The sequence below is a fragment of the Nonomuraea sp. NPDC052634 genome, from assembly GCF_040678535.1.
GTDB lineage: Bacteria > Actinomycetota > Actinomycetes > Streptosporangiales > Streptosporangiaceae > Nonomuraea > Nonomuraea fastidiosa.
Genome location: NZ_JBFATY010000006.1, coordinates 252,904 through 273,110, shown reverse-complemented (window position 1 = coordinate 273,110; position 20,207 = coordinate 252,904). Strand labels below are relative to the sequence as shown.

Genomic DNA, 20,207 nt, shown 5'->3' with positions numbered 1-20,207 from the left:
ACGGCAGGGCCGCGCGGACACCACCGCGCGGCCCTGCCGCGTTCCCCTACGTCCCGTAAAGACGTGATGCGTCCCCCGCGCGGCGCGCCGAGGACGCCCGATCACATGCACGGCACCCCCTGCAGGCGCACACTGGCCGTGTGACCACGCTCAAACGCGTCGACGTGCACGTCGAAGGCATCGTCCAAGGAGTGGGCTTCCGCCCCTTCGTGTGCTCGCTGGCCGGCCGCCTCGGCCTGTCCGGCCGGGTCCGCAACGACGTGAACGGTGTGCACATCGAGATCGAGGGCGCCCGTACCGGCGTCGAGGAGTTCCTCACCGCGCTCGAACGCGACGCGCCCGCCCTGTCGGAGATCGAACGGGTCACCGTCGTCAGCGGCGAACCCGCAGGACACCGCGGCTTCACCATCGCCACCGCCGACCCCGGAGCCCTCCGGACCGCCGCCGCGCTCGCCGACCTCGCCCCCTGCGACGACTGCCTGCGCGAGCTGGCCGACCCGGCGAGCCGCCGCCACCGCTACCCCTTCACCGGCTGTGCGAACTGCGGCCCCCGGCTGGGCATCACCCGCGCCCGCCCCCGCAAACGGCCGCACACCACCATGGCCCCCTTCGCCATGTGCGCCGACTGCGCCCGCGAGCACGACGACCCCGACAGCCGCCGCTTCGGCGACCCCGCCACCTGCTGCCCCGCCTGCGGCCCCGCGCTCAAGCTGCGCGACGCCCGCGGCACCGAGCTGTGCGGCGACCCCGTCACCTGCGCCGCCGCGCTGCTGCGCACCGGCCGCGTCATCGCCGTCAAAGGCCCCGGCGGCTACCACCTCGCCTGCGCCGCCGCCTGCGAACCCGCCGTCGCCGCCCTGCGCGGCCGCAAGCACCGCGCCGAGCAGCCGTTCACCGTCATGGCCGCCGGCCTCGCCCAGGCCCGCCGCTGCTGCGAGATCGACGACACCGCCGCGGCCCTCCTCACCGGCCCCGCCAGGCCCGTCGTGCTGCTGCCCCGCCGCCCCGGAGCGCCCGTCGCGCCCTCCGTCGCGCCCGGCCACCGCATCCTCGGCATCGCGCTGCCCGCCACGCCGCTGCACCACCTCCTGCTCGCCGAGCTCGGCGAGCCCCTCGCGCTTACCGGCGGCGACGTCGCGGGAGAGCCCATCGCGTACGAGGACGCCGACGCCCTCACCCGCCTGTCCGGCATCGCCGACGCCTTCCTCACCCACGACCGCGCCATCTGCACCCGCGCCGACGACACCGTCCTGCGCCCCCTCGCCGGCGAGATCACCGTGCTGCGCCGCGGCCGCGGCCACGCCCCCGACCCCATCGCGCTGCGCCGCCCCGCACCCCGCGCCGTCCTCGCCTGCGGCGCCACCATCGACAGCACCTTCTGCCTGCTCGACGGCCGCCGTGCCCACCTGTCCCAGCGCCTCGGCCACCTCGACGACCACGACACCCTGCGCGCCTTCGCCAGTGCCGTCGGCCACTACTGCGACCTGCTCGGCATCCGGCCCGAGATCGTCGCCCACGACGCGCACCCCGGCCACCTCGCCACCCGCCACGCGCTCCAGCTCACCGCCGCGGGCCACGTCGCCGTCCAGCACCACCACGCCCACGTCGCCGCCTGCCTGGCCGACAACGGCGACCTCGGCCCCGTCATCGGCGTCGTGCTCGACGGGATCGGCCACGGCCCCGACGGCACCATCTGGGGCGGCGAGTTCCTGCGCGCCGACCTCACCGGCTACCAGCGCCTGGCCCACCTCGCCCAGGTCCCCATGCCCGGCGGGCCCGCCGCCGCCCGCCGCCCCCTGCGCATGGCCGCCGCCTACCTGGGCGACCACCCCTGCGACCCGGGCCTGCGCGACCGGCTCGCCGGAGCGCTCCAGCAGGCCGGCACCGGCCGCGAGACGCCGCTCACCTCCAGCGCGGGCCACCTGTTCGACGCGCTCGCCGCGCTGCTCGGCCTGCGCGACACCATCACCTACGAGGGGCAGGCCGCCGCCGAGCTCGAACAGCACGCCGATCCGGCCGAAACCGCCGCCTATCCCGCGGCGCTCACCACCGGTGAGGGACCGCTCGTCGTCGAGACCGCCGACCTCGTCCGCGCCGCCGCCGACGACCTCGCCGCCGGCACCGCCACCGCCGCCATCGCCGGCCGCTTCCACAACGGACTCGCCGCCGCCGTCACCCGCACCTGCGTCGCGCTCAGGCAGGCCACCGGGCTCACCGCCGTCGCACTCACCGGCGCGCTCTTCCAGAACGCGCTGCTCCTCGACCGCACCCTTCAGCGGCTGCGCGCGGCCGGGTTCCGCGTCCTGCGGCACGTCCGCGTGCCGCCGGGAGACGGCGGGCTCAGCCTCGGCCAGGCCGCCGTCGCCGCCGCCCGAGACCACCCGGCCGCCCCCGCCTAGCATGGCGATCATGGAATTCGCCAACCCCGCCCGCGCCCCGTACACCGCGCACGACCGCGCGCTCATCGGGGCCGGGCACGCCCGGCAGGCCCGCGCCCGCATCGCCCGCCACCCCCGCTACCGGCCCACACCCCTGCGCGCCATCCCCGGCCTCGCCGGCGCCCTCGCCGCCGACATCAAGGACGAGAGCGGACGGATGGGGCTCGGCAGCTTCAAAGCGCTCGGCGGCGCGTACGCGGTGCACCTGCTCGCCGAGCGCGAACCCGGCGGCGCCCCGTTCGTCTGCGCCAGCGCCGGCAACCACGGCATCTCCGTCGCCTCCGGCGCCGCCGAAGCAGGCGTCCCCTGCGTCGTCCACCTCAGCGAGAGCGTGCCCGAGACGTTCGCTGACCGGCTGCGCGGCCTCGGCGCCGAGGTGCGCCGCAGCGGCCGTGACTACGACGACAGCATGGCCGCCGCCCGCCGGGACGCCGAGCGGCACGGCCTGCGGCTGGTGTCCGACAGCTCATGGCCCGGCTACACCGAGATCCCCCTGGAGGTCATGCGCGGCTACAGCGTGCTCTTCGACGAGGCCGCCGACGCCGGCGGGCCGTACACGCACGTGTTCGTCCAGGCCGGCGTGGGCGGGCTGGCCGCCGCCGCGGCCGGATACGTACGCGACCGGTGGGGCGAGCAGCCCAAGATCGTCGTCGTCGAGCCCGAGAGCGCGGCCTGCCTGCTCGAAAGCGCCCGCGCGGGCGAACCCGTCCGGCTGCCCCCAAGCCGCACCGCGCTCGGGCGGCTCGACTGCCGCGAACCCTCGCTCATCGCCCACCACCTCCTGCGCACCCTCGCCGACCTCTACATCACCGTCACCGACGAGCAGGCCGAACAGGCCGCACGACTGCTCGCCGGCCACGGCGTCCACCTGTCCGGCTGCGGCGCCGCAGGAGCCGCCGGTCTGCTCCATCTCAGCTCTGCCGCCCGCGCCGCGCTCGCCCTCGACGGCACGTCACGCGTGTTGCTGGTGGGAACAGAGGGACGGATGGAACCAGAGTGATCAATGTGACGTCCAAGGGGCGTGCACGCACCCAATCGGTCACGACACGCACGGGGGAACGGCCGGTTGGCCGAACTCGACCTGCTGCGCTTCCTCGCCGCCCTGGCCGTCGTCGCCTTCCACTACCTCGTCGCCTACGCGAGCGTCTGGGGAGACCGCCCCGCCGAGCTGTTCCCCGCGCTCGCCCCCTTCGCGGGCTTAGGCATCCTCGGTGTCGAGCTGTTCTTCGTCATCAGCGGATTCGTCATCCTCATGAGCGTCTGGGGACGCGGGCTCGGCGCGTTCGCCCGCTCCCGGCTCGTGCGGCTCTACCCCGCGTACTGGCTCAGCCTCGCCGCCATCGCCGCCCTGTACGCCCTCACCGGCGCCAAGCCGCTGAACCCAAAACTTTCCCCAGGCGAGTACCTGGTGAACGCCACCATGTTCCAGCGCCTGTTCAAGATCACAGATGCCAGCGGCGTCTACTGGTCGCTCTGGGCCGAGCTGCGCTTCTACCTCCTCATCGCCATCCTCGTCATCGCCGGCGTCACCTACGGCCGCGTCCTGATCTTCGCCGGCCTCTGGCTGGCCGCCACCGTCGCCGCCAGGCTCCTCGAGAACCCCGTGCTCGACGAGATCGTCATGCCGAAGTACGCCCCCTACTTCATCGCCGGCATGGCCCTCTACCTCATCCACAAACACGGCAGCGCCTGGCTCCCGTGGCTCTACGTACTCGCCGGATACGGCCTGTCACTGCCCGCCGCGCTCGGCCGCGTGCACAGCAGGATCGACCTCGCCGGGTTCAAGAACATGCCCGTCACCGACACGAGCGTCATCGTCACCATCACCCTCATCTACCTCGCGATGGCCCTCGTCGCGCTCGGCCTCCTCCGGCTGCGGCCCTCCAAGATCCTCACCGCGCTCGGCGGCACGACATACCCGCTTTACCTCTTCCATAGCGTCATCGCGGTGGCCCTCATCCCCGTGCTCACCGGGGACCTGCCGCCCTGGGCCGTCGCCACGGTGACGACCCTGGCCGCCGTCGTGCTGTCGTATCTCGTCTACTCCTTTGCCGAACGCCCCATCCAGCGGCTACTCAAGCCCCGCAGAACCCCACAAACCCCAGCAGCTCCGGCCGTACAGGTAGAAAAGGCGTCGGTGCCATAACTCTGTGACCCTGGGGCACTGTGAAGGGCATAGGCTCGGGCATATAAACGGCGGATAGACAGACCCGGACGAACAGAGGGTGTTGCATGACGGTGCGTCGGGTGATGGGCATCGAGACCGAGTACGGCATCTCCGTACCCGGCCAGCCAGGCGCCAACGCGATGGTGACCTCCTCACAGGTCGTGAACGCCTACCTGGCCGCCTCGGCGGCCCGCGCGCGCAGGGCACGATGGGACTTCGAGGAGGAGAACCCGCTGCGCGACGCGCGCGGCTTCGACCTGGCCAGGGAGGTGGCCGACCCCACCCAGCTCACCGACGAGGACCTCGGGCTGGCCAACGTCATCCTCACCAACGGCGCCAGGCTCTACGTCGACCACGCCCACCCCGAGTACAGCTCGCCCGAATGCACCAACCCCAGGGCCGCCGTCATCTGGGACAAGGCGGGGGAGAGGGTGATGTACGACGCCGCCACCCGCGCGTCCGCCATCCCCTCCAACGCGCCCATCCAGCTCTACAAGAACAACACCGACGCCAAAGGCGCCTCCTACGGCTGCCACGAGAACTACCTCATGCGGCGCGCCACCCCGTTCGCCGACATCGTCCGCCACCTCACCCCCTTCTTCGTCTCCCGCCAGGTCGTCACCGGCGCCGGCAAAGTCGGCATCGGCCAGGACTCCCGCGGCGAAGGCTTCCAGATCAGCCAGCGCGCCGACTTCTTCGAAGTCGAAGTCGGCCTGGAGACCACGCTCAAGCGGCCCATCATCAACACCCGCGACGAACCCCACGCCGACCCCGAGAAATACCGGCGGCTCCACGTCATCATCGGCGACGCCAACATGTCCGAGATCAGCACCTACCTGAAACTCGGCACCACCGCCCTCGTCCTCGCCATGATCGAAGAGGGCTTCCTCACCCGCGACCTCGCCGTCGAAAACCCCGTCCAGGCACTCCGCGCCGTCTCACACGACCCCACCTGCCGCTACGAGATCCCCATGCGCGACGGCCGCAAGCTCACCGCCGTCCAGCTCCAGATGGAATACCTTGAGCAGGCACGCAAATACGTCGAAGAGCGCGGCACCGCCCAGGACGAGATGAACAAGGACGTCCTCGACCGCTGGGAGTCCGTGCTCACCCGCCTCGCCGAAGACCCCATGCAGCTCTCCCGCGAGCTCGACTGGGTCGCCAAACTCGAACTCCTCGAGGGCTACCGCAGCCGCGACGGCCTCCCCTGGTCGCACCCCAGGCTCCAGCTCGTCGACCTGCAGTACAGCGACATCCGCCCCGACCGCGGCCTCTACAACCGCCTCGTCGCCCGCGGACGCATGCAGCGCCTCGTCACCGAGGAAGAGGTCCAGCGCGCCGTCGAACACCCGCCCACCGACACCCGCGCCTACTTCCGCGGCCGCTGCCTCAGCCAATACAGCGAATCCGTGGCCGCCGCCTCCTGGGACTCCGTCATCTTCGACATCCCCGGCCGCGAATCGCTCCAGCGCGTACCCACCCTCGAACCGCTGCGCGGCACCAAGGCCCACGTCGGCGAGCTCTTCGACCGCTGCCGCACCGCCGCCGACCTCGTCTCGGCGCTCACCGGCGGCGAGTGACGCACCCCGGGGCCGGCCGCCCCTCATGATCGCTGCGGCCTGTGCCGCTTCTTCGGGCTGCGGCGTCCGCCGCTTCACCGGGTTGCGGCGTGCGCCGCTTCACCGGGCTGCGGCCCGCCCCGCTCTGCCGGGCTGCGGCCCGCCCCGCTCCACTGGGGGGCTCACAGCCGTCCGCTCTTCCCCGAGCGGGGGATCGTCGGCGTGCCGCGCTGGCCGTGCTCGCGGCAGGCCGGTTCCGGCGTGACCGTGCCCTGCTCTGGGCGTACCTCTCGCTCGGCCTCTGTGTTGCCCAGCCGCGTGTCGCGTTCCGCCCCTGCACCCGCTCGGCCCGTACCTCGTGCCCGGCCTCTGCAGGCGCGTGTGCGCTTCCTGCCGTCTCTCGATCGCCCCGTGCAGGCGCGCCTGCGCCCGCCCAGACGGTCACAAGCGCACCAGCGGTACTGTGATGAGGAGCACATCAGTCCTGATCGGCGACATGTCGGACATCTCCCATAGCCTGTGGATATGGGGATCCGGGCCCGGACGACCGGGCCGGCCGATCATGAAAACAAGATCGCGGGGCGATCGGCGCGAAATGTCGGCCCGTTCGGGGAAGATATCCCTAGAGGCAGTCCCCCACTGGAGGTAGGACATGGCAACCAAGGACACCGGTGGTCAGAAGCAGGCCGGACGGCGCGAGACCGAGGTCGAGGAGACCGAGGCGGCCGTGTCGCCGGACGTCCAGGAGCGCCAGGAGAAGCTCACGGACGATGTCGACTCCATTCTGGACGAAATAGACGAAGTTCTCGAAGAGAACGCAGAGGAGTTCGTGCGCTCGTACGTGCAAAAGGGCGGACAGTAGGGCAAAACGGACAGGCAAAAGGGACAAGTCAGGTGGAAGCGCCGGACGGATTCAAGCGGTGCCCCGACTGCCGGGAGGTCAAAGAGCTCTCGGAGTTCGGGGCCAACAAGCGCATGCCCGACGGGCGGGCACGCTACTGCAGGGTCTGTTTCCGGCGGCGTTCCACCGCGAGTTACCGCAAGCGCAGAGCCGAGCAGGGCAAGACCGTGCGCGAGCGGGTCGAGGTCCCCGAAGGGTGCAAGTACTGCCCTCGATGCTCGACCGTCAAGGCGAAGGAAGAGTTCGGCCGTAATCGCGCCGCGCGAGACGGCCTCACGAGTTACTGCAAGTCCTGTCACAAGCAGGTGACGCTGGAAAACCGGATCAAGAACCACGGGAGCGATCGCAACTACAAGCTGAAGCTCCGCTACGGGATCACCGAGGACGACTTCGAGCGCATGCTCGCCCGCCAGGGCGGGCTCTGCGCCATCTGCCGGGTCGTTCCCGGGACGTTCGTCGACCACTGTCACACGACCGGCCGGGTTCGGGGCGTGCTCTGCTTCAACTGCAACAACGGGCTGGGGCATTTCGCCGACAACCTGGTGTTGCTGGAGCTGGCCGCGCTCTACCTGGAAGGTGAGGTGCTGTGGCCGGAGTTCGTGGTCCTTCCTGAGGGGCGTGGCGATTCTCCGGTGGCGCGGACGCGGACGTATCACTTGTCACGGCGTTATCGGGTGCGGCATGAGGACGTCGAGCGGATGATCTCGGATCAGCACGGGTTGTGCGTGGTGTGCTGGGATCGGCCGCCGGAGCACGTGGATCATTGCCACCGGTCCGGTGCGGTGCGGCATGTGCTGTGCCTGCCGTGCAATACCGGGATCGGGCAGTTCCGTGATGATCCGGAGGTGGTGCGCCGTGCGCTCTCCTATGTGGAGGCGGCGGCGGAGTATGGGTTCGATGAGGTGGTGGTCTCTGATGAAGAGCTGGAGGAGCTGATCAGAGCCGAGGAAGAGGCGCGGTCGGAGTTCTACTCGCGGGTGACGCGGGTGGGGTGAGGGCCGCGGTTCAGGGGCCGGGGGTGGGGCCCGGCTCCGTTTCCGTCTCGCGGGCGGGCATGGTGTAGTCGACGGCCACGCCGATGAGACGGATGGGGCGGGTGAGGTCGTGGCGGGCGAGTATGGCGCGGGCCGTGTCGGTGATGACGGCGGCGTCGGTGGTGGGGGCGGGGAGCGTGGACTGGCGGGTACGGGTCAGGAACGGCGTTGAGCGGATCTTCACGGTGACGCGGATGATCTCGCGGCCGGCTTCGGTGGCGTCGCGGGCGACCTGCTGGGCGAGGGCGGTGACGTGGGCGGCGACGTCGGCCGCGTCGGTGAGGTCGCGGGTGAAGGTGGTCTCGCGGCTGTGGCCGCGGGCGATCCATGGGGTGGTGACGACTTCGGCTTCGCCTCTGCCGAGTGCGAGGTAGCGGTACCAGGGGCCGTTGGTGGGGCCGAAGTGGCGGGCCAGGTCGGCGGGGTCGGCGGCGGCGAGCTGGGCGACGGTGTGCAGGCCGTGTGCGGCGAGTTTCCTGGCGGTTTTGGCGCCGATGCCCCAGAGTGCGTCGGTGGGGCGGTCGTTCATGACCCCGGCCCAGTTGTCGCTGGTGAGGCGGTAGATCCCGGCGGGTTTGGCGAAGGCTGAGGCGAGTTTGGCCTGGTGCTTGTTGTCGCCGATGCCGATGGAGCAGTCGAGGCGGGTGCGTTCGCGTACGGCGTGCTGGAGGGCGGCGGCGAGTGCCTCGGGGTCGGCGGTGGCGGCGCCGATGAAGGCTTCGTCCCAGCCCCAGACCTCGACGCGGACGGGGTGCTCGCGCAGGACGTCCATGACGCGTTGTGAGGCGGCCTCGTAGGCGGGCGGGTCGGTGGGGAGGAAGACGGCGTCGGGGCAGCGTCTGAGCGCGGTGCGCAGGGGCATGCCGGAGTGGACGCCGTATGCGCGGGCCTCGTAGGTGGCGGTGGCGGCGACGGTGCGCGGCTGGGTGGGGTCGCCGGTGCCGCCGACGACGACGGGTTTGCCGCGGAGCTCGGGGTGGCGCAGGAGTTCGACCGCGGCGATGAACTGGTCGAGGTCGAGGTGCAGGATCCAGTCCCTGGGGCGGGCCCCAGGTGACGGGGTGGACGTGCTGCCCATGCCGCCAGTATGACGGCCGGGCGGGGGAGCGGGGCGGGCCGGGATGCGGTTACGGAAGGGGGGCTGGAGGGGCGGTTGCTTACGTCTCGGGCGTACAACATCTTTCGGGCGGGACGGGGAGCCTGGTTCGCCGTGAGCTGATCGTGGGAAGTGCAGACAGCAACCCAACATGAGTAGGGTCGCCCTAGGAACACTGAACGTTTGGAGGGAGTCGCGTGGCATCGCACAGGGATCTGCCCGTCGGCTTGGTGAATCAGCTTTTCCAGAACACCGGGAGTTCCTCGTTCACGGAGTTCGTCAGCTCGTACGCGCCGGAGCTGCTGCCACGTCGCGACGAGATGCTGGCCACCCCGATCGGCGACCAGGTTCCGCACGCGACCACGATCGTGGCCGCCACCTTCGCCGGTGGCGTGGTCATGGCGGGCGACCGGCGGGCCACGTCCGGCAACATCATCTCGCAGCGTGACGTGGAGAAGGTGTTTCGCGCCGACGACTACTCGTGCATGGGCATCGCGGGCACGGCCAGCACGGGTCTTGAGTTCGCCCGCCTCTACCGGGTGGAGCTGGAGCACTACGAGAAGCTCGAGGGCCGCACGATGTCGGTCCAGGGCAAGGCCAACAGGCTCGCCACGATGATCAGGGGCAACCTGGGCATGGCGATGCAGGGCCTGGTGGTGGTGCCGCTGTTCGCCGCCTACGACCCCGACAAGGACGAGGGCCGCATCTTCAGCTACGACGTGGCGGGCGGGCCTTATGAGCGTGACAGGTTCGACGCGATCGGCTCCGGTTCGATCTTCGCGCGCGGGTCGCTGAAGAAGCTCTACCGCGACGGCGCGACGGCCGACGACACGGTGATGACGCTGATCCAGGCGCTCTACGACGCCGCCGACGACGACTCGGCGACCGGTGGGCCCGACGTTGCGAGGAAGATCTGGCCGGTGGTGGCCGTGATCGACGCCGACGGTTTCCGCCGCCTGTCCGACGACGAGGTCAGCGGCTACGTCCAGCAGATGCTCGACGCCCGCCTGATCGCGCCCGACGGTCCCATCGCCCCGCTGCGCTAGCAAAGGATCATGACTGTGTCCATGCCATTCGGATATGCGTCCCCCGAGCAGATCATGCGGGACAAGGCCGACTACGCGCGCAAGGGCATCGCGCGGGGCCGTTCCGTGGTCGTGCTCCAATACGTCGACGGCATCCTGTTCGTCGCCCCCAACCCGTCCAGGGCGCTGCACAAGATCAGCGAGATCTACGACCGCATCGGGTTCGCGGCCGTGGGCCGCTACAACGAGTTCGAAGAGCTGCGGCTCGGCGGCATCCGGTACGCCGACATCAACGGCTACACCTACGACCGGTCCGACGTCACCGGGCGCGGCCTGGCCAACCTGTACGCCTCCAACCTGGGCCGCATCTTCACCGAGTCGATCAAGTCGCTCGAGGTCGAGGTGGTCGTCGCCGAGGTGGGCGACACCAAGGACGGCGACGCCATCTACCGGCTGACCTTCGACGGCTCGGTCTTCGACGAGCACGGCTTCGCGGCCATGGGCGGGCAGGCGGAGGCGGTCGCCTCGCGGCTGAAGGAGCGTTACCGCGAGGACATGACGCTGGCCGAGGCGCTGGAGGTGGCGCTGGCCGCGCTGACCGAGCCGGGCGGGGAGCGTCCGCCGGTGAACCAGCTCGAGGTGGCGGTGCTCGACCGTAACCGCGAGCACCGCAAGTTCCAGCGGCTGACCGGGGCGCGGCTCGAGCGGCTGCTCGCGCAGTCCGCCACGCCGCCCGCGGAGTCGTCCGACTCCGGCTCCGGTTCCGGCTCCGGCGGCGAGGGTGCTGCGTCGTCGGGTGACAAGCCCTCCACGCCGCCGCCCACGGGTCCTGAGGGTCCGGTGGACGACGGGTCGTCTCCGCTGTAAGCGATCAGGTGTTCCGCTCCGGTGGGGCCGCCGTCCTTCGGCGGCCCCACCGGCGTGTCCGGCCATGTGCGGGCCGTCCGGCCCCGTAGGGGTGTCGTTCAACCACGTGCGGGTCGTCCGGGGGTGCGGGCGTCTAGGGGGCGGGTGCGGGTCGTCTAGGCCGTCGGGGTACCTGCGGGCCGTTCGAGTGTGCGGATCGTCCGGGCTTGTGCGGATGGTTCGGGCTTGTGCGGGCCGTTCGGCTGTGCGGGCTGTCCCGGCCGTCGGGTAGCTGTGGGCCGTTCGGGCGTGCGGGTCGCTCGGGCTTGTGCCGGCCGTGAGCGGCCCGCTACGGGCCTCTGGGAGGCGTCGTGTCCTCGTGGCGCTGATCACCCCGCCGTGGGGCGGGAGGGGGCTCAGGGGCGCGGACAGGTCCCGTTACGCGGACAGGCGCCGGCCGCCGGGGGATCAAGCCGGGGCAGTCCCGATCGGTGGGGGAGGGTTCTGCCTGGCGCGGGGCCGATCGGCGAGGGGTTCCACGTGGCGCGGACTAAGTAGCTGGCCGGGGTTGCGTGGAGCGGCCGGGTAATTGGCGGACGCGGCCGGGTAGTCGGCGGGGTTGCCTGGCGCGGCCGGGTAGTCAGGAGGGCTGCGTGGCGCGGGCCGAGCTATCGCCTCGGGGGTTTCGTGTGTGGGGGCTGAGCGATGGGCGGGGAGGGGACTGTTCGGAGAGGCCCGCGCCGCGAGGGACGGACCCCGTCACGGGTGAGCCGGGCGGTGGGGGAGCGGTTCCGTTCGGGGGCTCCGCGCCGGTAGGGGAGGGCGGAAGGGCTTGCTGCGCAGGGCGAAATGGAGGTTGGCAAGGGGCGGGGCCTGTCCGTGGGGAAGGGCGGGGAGTGTGACCTGTTTCACTCTGATACGTCCGAACTTGCCAGGCCGCCCCGGGATCTTAAAAGCCGTGAGAACTCCACTACGTGGCCTGGTGGCGTTAGGAGCCGCCACGGCCGTGATGCTGGCCTCGGGCGCGCCCGCTGAAGCGGCCCCGAAGATTCCGAAGTTCAAGGCGCCGAAGATTTTCGGCACCACCTTCCAGTCCGACCCGAAGCACGACTTCACCAAGGGCATCCACTCCCGCCGCAACGGCATCCTGCGCGGCCGGATCACCCACATCCGCGGCAACGTCGCCGAGTACGAACCCGTCAAGTGGAAGCCCGCCAAGCACACCGAGGGCTACTTCGTGGGCCCGCCCGAGGGCAACGTGATGGCCTACGCCTCGCCCATCGCCAAGGACGTGATCTACCTGTCGGCCTTCGGCTGCAAATCCTGGATGGGCGAGCTGACCACCACCCGCAACAGCAGCCTGGGCAGCAAGCGGTGCTCCAGGTCCACGCTGATCAAACGGCACCGCAGGACGCCGATCCCCTCGCTCATCACCGTCTACAAGGGCAAGATCGTCAAGGTTCAGGAGATCTTCACTCCCTGACCTGCGTCGTGGCGGAACCCGCGCCCCGTGGGGGCGGGCGCGGGGATACGAACCCAGGCGCTCCGCAGGCCCGGCAGGGGAAGGCATCGACGTCCGGCGGGAAATGCCTGCGGGCAGGGTCCGGCGAGGAACAGTCTCGGGGTCCGGTCGCAACGCCCGCAGCGCACCGGCGGGAACAGCCTCGAAGCGCCGTCAGGGAGGCGTTCAGCGACAGTTTTGACATCCGGTCGGGAGACCTCCAGGCCCGGCCTGGACAGGCTTGCGGGCCCGGTCGGGGAGTCGTTCGGGGCCCGAACCGGAAAACACATGGGAAAGATCTCTCCCGCTCGCCGATCCGTGGGCATAGTGTGAGGTGATGGATCGTCGCATCTTCGGGCTGGAGAACGAGTACGGCGTGACCTGCACGTTCAGGGGCCAGCGCAGGCTGTCCCCCGACGAGGTCGCGCGGTACCTGTTCCGGCGGGTCGTGTCCTGGGGCCGATCGAGCAACGTCTTTCTCCGCAACGGCGCACGTCTGTACCTCGACGTGGGCAGCCATCCTGAGTACGCAACACCCGAGTGTGACAACGTCATCGAGCTCGTCACCCACGACAAGGCCGGGGAGCGCATCCTCGAGGGCCTGCTCGTGGATGCCGAGAAGCGGTTGCGCGAAGAGGGCATCGCCGGTGACATCTACTTGTTCAAGAACAACACCGACTCGGCCGGCAACTCCTACGGCTGCCACGAGAACTATCTGGTGGGCAGGCATGGCGAGTTCGGCCGGCTGGCGGATGTGCTGATTCCGTTCCTGGTGACGCGGCAGATCGTGTGCGGCGCGGGCAAGGTGCTGCAGACGCCGCGCGGCGCGGTCTACTGCGTGTCCCAGCGGGCCGAGCACATATGGGAGGGCGTCTCCAGCGCCACGACCCGTTCGCGGCCGATCATCAACACGCGTGACGAGCCGCACGCGGACGCCGAGCGGTTCCGCCGCCTGCACGTCATCGTGGGCGACTCGAACATGAGCGAGACCACGATGCTGCTCAAGGTGGGCGCCACCGACCTGGTGCTGCGCATGATCGAGTCGGGTACGGTGATGCGCGACCTGTCGCTGGAGAACCCGATCAGGGCCATCCGCGAGGTCTCCCACGACATGACGGGCCGGCGCAGGGTGCGGCTGGCGAACGGGCGCGAGGCGTCGAGCCTGGAGATCCAGCAGGAGTACCTGTCGAAGGCGAAGGACTTCGTCGACCGGCGCGGCGGCGACGCCATCACCCATCGGGTGCTTGAGCTGTGGGAGCGCACGCTGACCGCGGTCGACACCGGCAACCTCGATCTGGTGGCGCGCGAGATCGACTGGGTGACGAAGTACCAGCTGATCGAGCGGTATCGCCGCAAGTACGACCTGCCGCTGTCGTCGCCGCGGGTGGCCCAGCTCGACCTGGCCTACCACGACGTCCACCGCAAGCGCGGCCTGTACTACCTGCTGCAGAAGCGCGGCTCGGTGGAGCGGGTGGCGTCCGACCTGAAGATCTTCGAGGCCAAGTCGGTGCCGCCGCAGACCACGCGGGCCCGGCTGCGGGGCGAGTTCATCCGCAAGGCGCAGGAGAAGCGGCGTGACTTCACCGTCGACTGGGTGCATCTCAAGCTGAACGATCAGGCGCAGCGGACCGTGCTGTGCAAGGACCCGTTCAGGAGCGTGGACGAGCGGGTCGACAAGCTGATCGCCGGCATGTGAGCGCAGGGCGCCGGCGCGGCCCGTGTCCCTGTGTGAGGGGCCGGGGCCGCGCCGGTCGTGCGCGGGCGCCGGGCCAGGGCGGGATGTGGGGTGCCGTTTACCACGGCCCTACTGCGAAGTCGGGTAGTGTGACGCGAATCTGACGTCTCTTCCGAGGGAAATTCATGCGCCGCGCTCTGGCCGTACTGGCCGCCGTGCCATTGATCTTGTTTGCCGCCGCCTGCGGCTCCGACGACGGTTCCGGCACGACCGCCTCCACTGGCGGATCGTCCGGGCTCAAGGTCGAGGGGAACGTCGGGGCCAAGCCCAACGTGACGTTCCCGTCCGGTTCGCCCGCGACCACCTCGTCGTACGAGGTGATCGAGCCAGGGAACGGCGAGGGCGTCAAGGCGGGCGACCGCGTGATCGTGAACCTGACCGTCTACAACTGGGACGGCAAGGACAACGCGGTCCAGGGGTCGTCGTACGACACGAAGGCGCCGGAGACGATCCCGGTGACCGAGCAGCTGCCGAAGGTGCTGCAGGAGGGCTTCACCAAGGTCAAGAGCGGCGGGCGGCTGCTGGCCGTGCTGGCCAACGACTCGGTGCAGGGCCAGCAGCAGGCCGCGCAGACCGAGCCGACGAAGGTGTTCGTGTTCGACGTGGTCGGTACGCGGCCCGCGCCGCTGAAGGCCGCCACCGGCGAGGAGACCAGCGAGTCGATCAAGGGTGTGAAGGTCGAGAACCCGGGCGGTGACAAGGCGCCGACGCTGACCACGAAGACCAAGGAGAAGGCTCCCAAGGACCTCGTGGTCAAGACGCTGATCAAGGGCACCGGCGAGAAGGTGACCGCGAACCAGACGCTCACCGTGCACTACACGGGCAAGATCTGGGGGACGGACAAGCAGTTCGACTCCAGCTGGGAGCGTGGCGAGCCGGCCGAGTTCCCGCTCGCTCAGGTGATCCAGGGCTGGCAGAAGGGTCTGGCCGGGGTTCCGGTCGGCAGCCGGGTCGTGATGAGCATTCCGCCGGAGATGGGCTACGGCAGCCAGGAGCAGCAGGGCATCCCGGCCAACAGCACGCTGGTGTTCGTCGTGGACGTCCTCGGCGCTTACTGAGTCGCTGAACGGGCCCATCAGGTCTGAGGGCCCGCCAGGCGGCCCCTGGGACGCCAGATCGGCGTTCCGCCGGTTCGCCCGCGGGCGGCCCGGTAACATCGCGAGGCCCGGTGGCATGGCGCCGCCGGGCCGTTTCGCGTGGGAGGGCCGATGCGCCGCCGTGCCGCCACCCATACACCGTGCACACCAGGAAGGCCGTGGACACCACGGACACCAGGGACGCTGTGGACACCGTGGACGCCGTGGACGCCGCGAGGGCCGGTGCCGGCTCTCCGGGCCTTGCGGATCCGGTTCGTGAGCGCGCCTGTGCGGATGCTGGTGGCGGCCGTGCTGGCGCTGCCGGCGGCCGCCGGGTGCACGGGTGACGACGCCGAGCGTGAGCCGCAGGTGGGCGGGCCGTTCGGGGCGCGTCCGACGATCGTCTTCCCCGCCGCCAGGCCGGCCGCAGAGCTGCGGGTGGGCGAGCCGGTCGCCGGCAGGGGCGAGCCGCTGAAGACCGGCGATCTGGCGATCGTGCAGTACACCGCGCACGTCTGGGACGGCGCGGCCAACCGCCTTGCCGACTCCAGCTTCACCCGGGGCACCCCGGCCGCGTTCCCGGTGGGCGAGCTGCTGCCGGGGCTGGAGCGGGCGCTGCGGGGCCGCAGGGTGGGCAGCAGGGTGACCGTGGCGATCCCGCCTGAGGAGGGGTTCGGCGCGGCCCCGCCGCGCGGCCTGAAGGCGGGGGAGGAGCTGTTCTACGTCGTGGACGTCCTCGGCGCACATCACCGGGACGACGCGGTGGCGGCGGGTCCCGGCGAGCTGGCGGGCGTGCGGATCGGCGGCGGCCCCAGGCCCTCGCTGAGCGTGCCGCGCGGCGCGCCGCCGCGCGCGTTCGCCTCCACGGTGCTGCGCAGGGGAGAAGGCCCGCCGGTGCGGCCGGGGATGCTCGTGGTGACCCAGTACGCGGGCGCCGTCTGGAGCACCCGCAGGGTGTTCGACGCGACGTGGACGTCCGGCGGGCCGAAGGCGTTCAAGCTGGGCGACGGCGGCGTGATCAGCGGATGGGAGAAGGGGCTGGCGGGCGTGCCGGTGGGCAGCAGGGTCGCGATGGTGGTGCCGCCCGCGTACGGGTACGGCCCGGCCGGCCGCCCCGAGTACGGGATCAAAGGGTCCGACACGCTGGTCTTCGTCGTGGACGTCATCGGGGCCTACTAAGGCAGGATATTTCCCATGATCCGTTCACTTGTCGTGATGGTTGCGGCCTTAGCCGTTCTGCTGGGTTTGGCACCGGCCGCGAGCGCCACCGCGAACCCGCCGTTCTGCAAGGGCGTCAGACACTGCCACTTCGGCGGCGACCCCGGCGTGACCTGGGTGACCGCCTTCGCCTCGTCCCGCGCCAAGGCGAACAAGGCGGCCGCGCGCCTGCTGCGCAACGCCAAGGCCGTGCACCGCCGTTACGGCGCGCCCCGCTACATCGACATCCGCGTGCTGAAGAAGGGCGGATGCTGGAAGAAGTACGGTTCGGGCACCCGCGAGCCCAGCCGCGTCTGCGTGCTGAAGCGGGTGGAGCGGCGGCTTTAGACTCCGCGTGTGAGTAGCGAGCCCCTGAGCGGCGGCGACCTCGAGGCGCTGGCCCTGTTGCACGACCCCGTCCGCCGCAGCCTGTACGACGTCGTCGCCTCGCACGGCGGTGAGGTGGGCCGCGGCGAGGCGGCGGAGGCGGCGGGCGTGTCCAGGACGCTGGCCGGTCACCACCTCGACAAGCTGGTGGAGGCGGGCCTGCTGGAGAGCGGGTTCCGCCGGCCGGAGAAGAAGGGCCCGGGCAGCGGCCGTCCCGCCAAGGTCTATCGCAGGGCGAGCAGCGAGCGTTCTGTGAGCCTGCCGCCGCGCGACTACCTGACGCTCGCCTCCGTCCTGGCCGAGGCGGTCGACGGGCTGGGCGCGGAGGAGCGGGCGGAGGCGGCGGCGCGGGCGGCGGGCGCGCGGCTGGCCGGGAAGCGGCGGGGCGAGCCGGTGGAGCGGGTGCTGCGCGAGCGCGGCTACGAGCCGTACGAGGAGGGCGGGCGGCTGCGGCTGCGCAACTGCCCGTTCCACGTGCTGGCTCGGGAGCAGCCGCTGCTGGTGTGCTCGATGAATCTGGCGCTGTGCCAGGGCCTGCTGGAAGGGCTGGGCGACGATCCGGCCAGAGCGGAGCTGGATCCGCGCCCCGGCGAGTGCTGTGTCGCGTTCAAGCAGGTCAAGCGGTTCGAGCAACCCGATTCCCCGGTACGGCAGGACGGGGCCGGCGCTGAGTGACCGGCCCCGGGCTTCTAAAACAAATCCATATTGACATAGAAGTGTCCCCGATGGTGAGCTGAGCCCATGCATCTCGCCCAGCTCAACATCGCCCATCTGCGCGCACCCGTCGACAGCCCCGAGATCGCCGAGTTCGTCGCCCTGCTCGAACCGATCAACGCCATCGCCGACGAGGCCCCCGGCTTCGTGTGGCGGCTGAAGGAGAGCGAGACCGACCCCACGGCCACCGTCAAGCACGACTACGGCGACCTGCTGCTGGTCAACTTCTCGGTGTGGGAGTCGATGGAGTCGCTGTGGGACTACGTCTACCGCAGCCCTCATCTGGGCGTGCTGCGCCGGCGCAGGGAGTGGTTCCTGCGCATGGCGGAGCCGTACATGGTGATGTGGTGGGTGCCCGAGGGCACGATCCCGTCCCTGGCCGAGGCCATGGAACGGCTGGAACGCCTCAGGACCGAAGGGCCCGGCCCCGAGGCGTTCACGTTCAAGGACCCCTACCCGGAGCCCAGCAGCGAGGCCGCGTGCCTGCCCGCCGCCGCCGAGGCGAGGAAGTAGGCCAGGTCCTCCTCCAGCCCCCGGCCCATCGTCGACAGCCGCACCGGCGACTCGCGCAGCGCCTCGTGCAGGCCGTCCACGGGGACGGGCACCAGGCGGTGCCGTACGGCCAGCAGCTCCGCCTGATCCCTGACCCGCTCGCCGAACTCGCCGGGCAGCTCGGGCACCGGCACGTCGGCGGGCGTCAGCGCCACCCGGCCGTAGGCGGTCAGCGAGTGGTGGGAGACGCCGTAGTGGCGCTCGCGCTTGTCGCCCTCGCTGACCCGCAGTGCCGCCACGGGCCGCCCGAGCAGCACGCCCGCCGCGTTCACCGCCTCGCCGGCCGACACCCCGGAAAAGCCCCACCGGGTGCCCGTGCCCAGGTTGCCGGGCCCCTGCGCGACGATCGCCAGGTCGGCCTCCAGCACATACTTCGCCGCGAGCAGCCCGGTGTGCACGGTGACCGCCTCGACGTCGCCGCCGAACGCCTGACCCACCGTCACCACCCCGGCCAGCCAGCCGGTCTCGCGCAGCCGGGCCGCCGACATCGAGAACCACGACGGCAGCGCGCCGCCGTCCTGCATCACGTACGCCACCCGCACGCCCTGCCTGGCCTCGTACAGGCCGCACAGGATCGGCGCCAGGGCCGAGTGCAGGTCGGCCACGATCACCGGCATGCCGTCGATGGAGTCCGCCTCGCGCAGCCTGTCGTGATGCGGGGAGTCCTGCTCGTCGGCGCCCAGCACCGTGGCCTGCAGCGGCGTGTACCGGGCCTTCACCAGGTGCCCGGGGCCGGAGGGATCTTCCGGCAAACGGTTAGGGACGGCCACCACCATGGCGTAACCTCCCGTACCGAGACCCATCGCGAGCGCGGTCGTGTTGAGCAGCACCTCGTCGCCGGGTTGCGGGCGGCCCACCAACGGCGGGTACGCCAGCGCCTTGCACTCACCCTCGGGCACGGTGACGTCCAGCTCCACCGCTCCCGGCCACTCGCGTCGGATCCGTACGACCTCGCCCTTGCGCCATCTGATCACGGGGGCAGGGTAGCGTCGATGAAGGAGGAGTGAGGCAGATGTCGCGCCGGAAGACGGAACGGTTGCTCAACCTCGTGATCTGCCTGCTCGCCACCCGGCGCCCGCTGTCGGCCGAGCAGATCCGCCAGGCCGTCCCCGGCTACGACCGCGAGAGCGACGAGGCGTTCCAGCGCATGTTCGAGCGCGACAAGAACGAGCTGCGCGAGATCGGCATCCCCATCGACGTGGTGCGCGACCCGTGGGAGGACGAGCCGGGCTACCGCATCGAGCGGGAGGCGTACGAGCTGCCCGAGATCACGCTGGAACCCGACGAGGCGGCGGTGCTGGGCCTGGCGGCGCAGGTGTGGCAGCGCGCCAGCCTGGCCGAGGCGGCCTCGGGCGCGCTGCTGAAGCTGCGCGCGGGCGGCGTGGCCACCGATCAGCCGGTCGGCGGCTCGATGGGCGGCAGCGCGCTGGAGCTGCGCGTCGACACCCGCGACCCGGCCTTCCCCGCGCTGTGGAACGCGGTGCGCGACCGGCGGGTGGTCCGCTTCGACTACCGGGCGTCGGGCAGCGAGACCGTGCGCAGCCGCACCGTCGAGCCGTGGGGCGTGGTCAGCAGGCGCGGCCGCTGGTATCTCGCGGGCTTCGACCGCGACCGCAACGCGCCGCGCGCCTTCCGGCTCAGCCGGATCAGCGGCGCGGTGACCGCGGTCGGCAAGCCGGGCGCGGTCGAGGTGCCGCACGATGTCGATCTGCGGGCCATGGTGGGCTTCCCCGACGAGCCGAGCGAGGAGCGGACGGCCGTGGTGCGGGTCAGGCAGGGCGCGTGCGAGGGGCTGCGCCGCCTGGCCAGGTCCGTACGCGAGGGCCGCGACGGCTGGGACGAGGCGGAGCTGTCGTTCTCCGACGCCGAGCGGCTGGCGGGATGGATGGCCAGCCTGGGCGCCGACGTCGAGGTGGTGGAGCCGCCGGACGCCCGCGAGGCCGTCATCCGCCGCCTGAAGGGGGCGCTGGCGTGAGCAC

At 71.1% G+C, this 20,207-nt stretch carries 18 protein-coding genes; 16 read left to right on the top strand and 2 right to left on the bottom strand.

Going from position 1 to position 20,207, the window contains the following annotated elements; genetic code table 11:
• The first annotated feature begins 140 nt into the window (after positions 1–140).
• The 6 genes from hypF to AB0K67_RS26490 all read left to right on the top strand — a co-directional run bounded on the left by hypF (position 141) and on the right by AB0K67_RS26490 (position 8,060).
• Positions 141–2,399 (top strand): carbamoyltransferase HypF, encoded by a 2,259-nt coding sequence (gene hypF / locus AB0K67_RS26515; protein WP_364065392.1) that lies wholly within the window; start codon positions 141–143, stop codon positions 2,397–2,399.
• A gap of 10 nt (positions 2,400–2,409) precedes the next feature.
• Positions 2,410–3,438, top strand: a complete 1,029-nt coding sequence (locus AB0K67_RS26510; RefSeq protein WP_364065389.1) for a pyridoxal-phosphate dependent enzyme — start codon at positions 2,410–2,412, stop codon at positions 3,436–3,438.
• 66 nt (positions 3,439–3,504) lie between these two features.
• Positions 3,505–4,584 (top strand): acyltransferase, encoded by a 1,080-nt coding sequence (locus tag AB0K67_RS26505; protein WP_364065386.1) that lies wholly within the window; start codon positions 3,505–3,507, stop codon positions 4,582–4,584.
• A gap of 86 nt (positions 4,585–4,670) precedes the next feature.
• Positions 4,671–6,185 (top strand): depupylase/deamidase Dop, encoded by a 1,515-nt coding sequence (gene dop / locus AB0K67_RS26500; RefSeq protein WP_364065384.1) that lies wholly within the window; start codon positions 4,671–4,673, stop codon positions 6,183–6,185.
• 631 nt (positions 6,186–6,816) lie between these two features.
• Positions 6,817–7,026 (top strand): ubiquitin-like protein Pup, encoded by a 210-nt coding sequence (locus AB0K67_RS26495; protein ID WP_364065382.1) that lies wholly within the window; start codon positions 6,817–6,819, stop codon positions 7,024–7,026.
• Between the two features lie 32 nt (positions 7,027–7,058).
• The gene (locus AB0K67_RS26490) at positions 7,059–8,060 is read left to right on the top strand and encodes an endonuclease VII domain-containing protein (protein ID WP_364065379.1); all 1,002 of its coding nucleotides are present in this window, start codon (positions 7,059–7,061) and stop codon (positions 8,058–8,060) included.
• A gap of 10 nt (positions 8,061–8,070) precedes the next feature.
• Here the strand turns inward: AB0K67_RS26490 and AB0K67_RS26485 are convergent, their stop codons facing one another.
• Entirely contained in the window at positions 8,071–9,177 is a 1,107-nt protein-coding gene (locus AB0K67_RS26485; RefSeq protein WP_364065377.1) for a DNA polymerase IV, read from the bottom strand.
• Positions 9,178–9,392: 215 nt separating this feature from the next.
• On the opposite strand from AB0K67_RS26485, the gene prcB reads away from it, so the two are divergent.
• From prcB to AB0K67_RS26440, 9 genes are all read left to right on the top strand, one after another.
• Positions 9,393–10,241: a proteasome subunit beta gene (gene prcB, locus AB0K67_RS26480; RefSeq protein ID WP_364065374.1), complete on the top strand. Its 849-nt coding sequence runs from the start codon at positions 9,393–9,395 to the stop codon at positions 10,239–10,241.
• A gap of 21 nt (positions 10,242–10,262) precedes the next feature.
• Positions 10,263–11,087 carry a proteasome subunit alpha gene (prcA, locus tag AB0K67_RS26475; RefSeq protein WP_364065941.1) on the top strand — a complete coding sequence of 275 codons (825 nt, stop codon included), beginning with the start codon at positions 10,263–10,265 and terminating at the stop codon, positions 11,085–11,087.
• 937 nt (positions 11,088–12,024) lie between these two features.
• Positions 12,025–12,549: a hypothetical protein gene (locus AB0K67_RS26470; protein ID WP_364065372.1), complete on the top strand. Its 525-nt coding sequence runs from the start codon at positions 12,025–12,027 to the stop codon at positions 12,547–12,549.
• 355 nt (positions 12,550–12,904) lie between these two features.
• The gene (gene pafA, locus AB0K67_RS26465; RefSeq protein WP_364065370.1) at positions 12,905–14,263 is read left to right on the top strand and encodes a Pup--protein ligase; all 1,359 of its coding nucleotides are present in this window, start codon (positions 12,905–12,907) and stop codon (positions 14,261–14,263) included.
• Positions 14,264–14,427: 164 nt separating this feature from the next.
• Entirely contained in the window at positions 14,428–15,360 is a 933-nt protein-coding gene (locus AB0K67_RS26460) for an FKBP-type peptidyl-prolyl cis-trans isomerase (protein WP_364065368.1), read from the top strand.
• 294 nt (positions 15,361–15,654) lie between these two features.
• Positions 15,655–16,557, top strand: coding sequence for an FKBP-type peptidyl-prolyl cis-trans isomerase (locus AB0K67_RS26455; protein ID WP_364065365.1), 903 nt, complete (start codon positions 15,655–15,657; stop codon positions 16,555–16,557).
• 15 nt (positions 16,558–16,572) lie between these two features.
• Positions 16,573–16,923 (top strand): hypothetical protein, encoded by a 351-nt coding sequence (locus tag AB0K67_RS26450; protein WP_364065363.1) that lies wholly within the window; start codon positions 16,573–16,575, stop codon positions 16,921–16,923.
• Between the two features lie 9 nt (positions 16,924–16,932).
• The gene (locus tag AB0K67_RS26445) at positions 16,933–17,637 is read left to right on the top strand and encodes a helix-turn-helix domain-containing protein (protein WP_364065362.1); all 705 of its coding nucleotides are present in this window, start codon (positions 16,933–16,935) and stop codon (positions 17,635–17,637) included.
• Between the two features lie 66 nt (positions 17,638–17,703).
• On the top strand, positions 17,704–18,189 hold the full coding sequence (locus tag AB0K67_RS26440) for a DUF3291 domain-containing protein (RefSeq protein ID WP_364065359.1): 486 nt from the start codon (positions 17,704–17,706) through the stop codon (positions 18,187–18,189).
• On the opposite strand, the gene AB0K67_RS26435 is transcribed toward AB0K67_RS26440, so the two are convergent.
• Positions 18,129–19,202 (bottom strand): DUF3866 family protein, encoded by a 1,074-nt coding sequence (locus AB0K67_RS26435; RefSeq protein ID WP_364065357.1) that lies wholly within the window; start codon positions 19,200–19,202, stop codon positions 18,129–18,131. The two genes, AB0K67_RS26440 and AB0K67_RS26435, sit on opposite strands and share 61 nt — an antisense overlap.
• A gap of 38 nt (positions 19,203–19,240) precedes the next feature.
• Here AB0K67_RS26435 and AB0K67_RS26430 point away from each other — a divergent pair, with 38 nt between their 5' ends.
• Positions 19,241–20,203: a WYL domain-containing protein gene (locus AB0K67_RS26430; RefSeq protein ID WP_364065355.1), complete on the top strand. Its 963-nt coding sequence runs from the start codon at positions 19,241–19,243 to the stop codon at positions 20,201–20,203.
• The last annotated feature ends 4 nt before the right edge of the window (positions 20,204–20,207 follow it).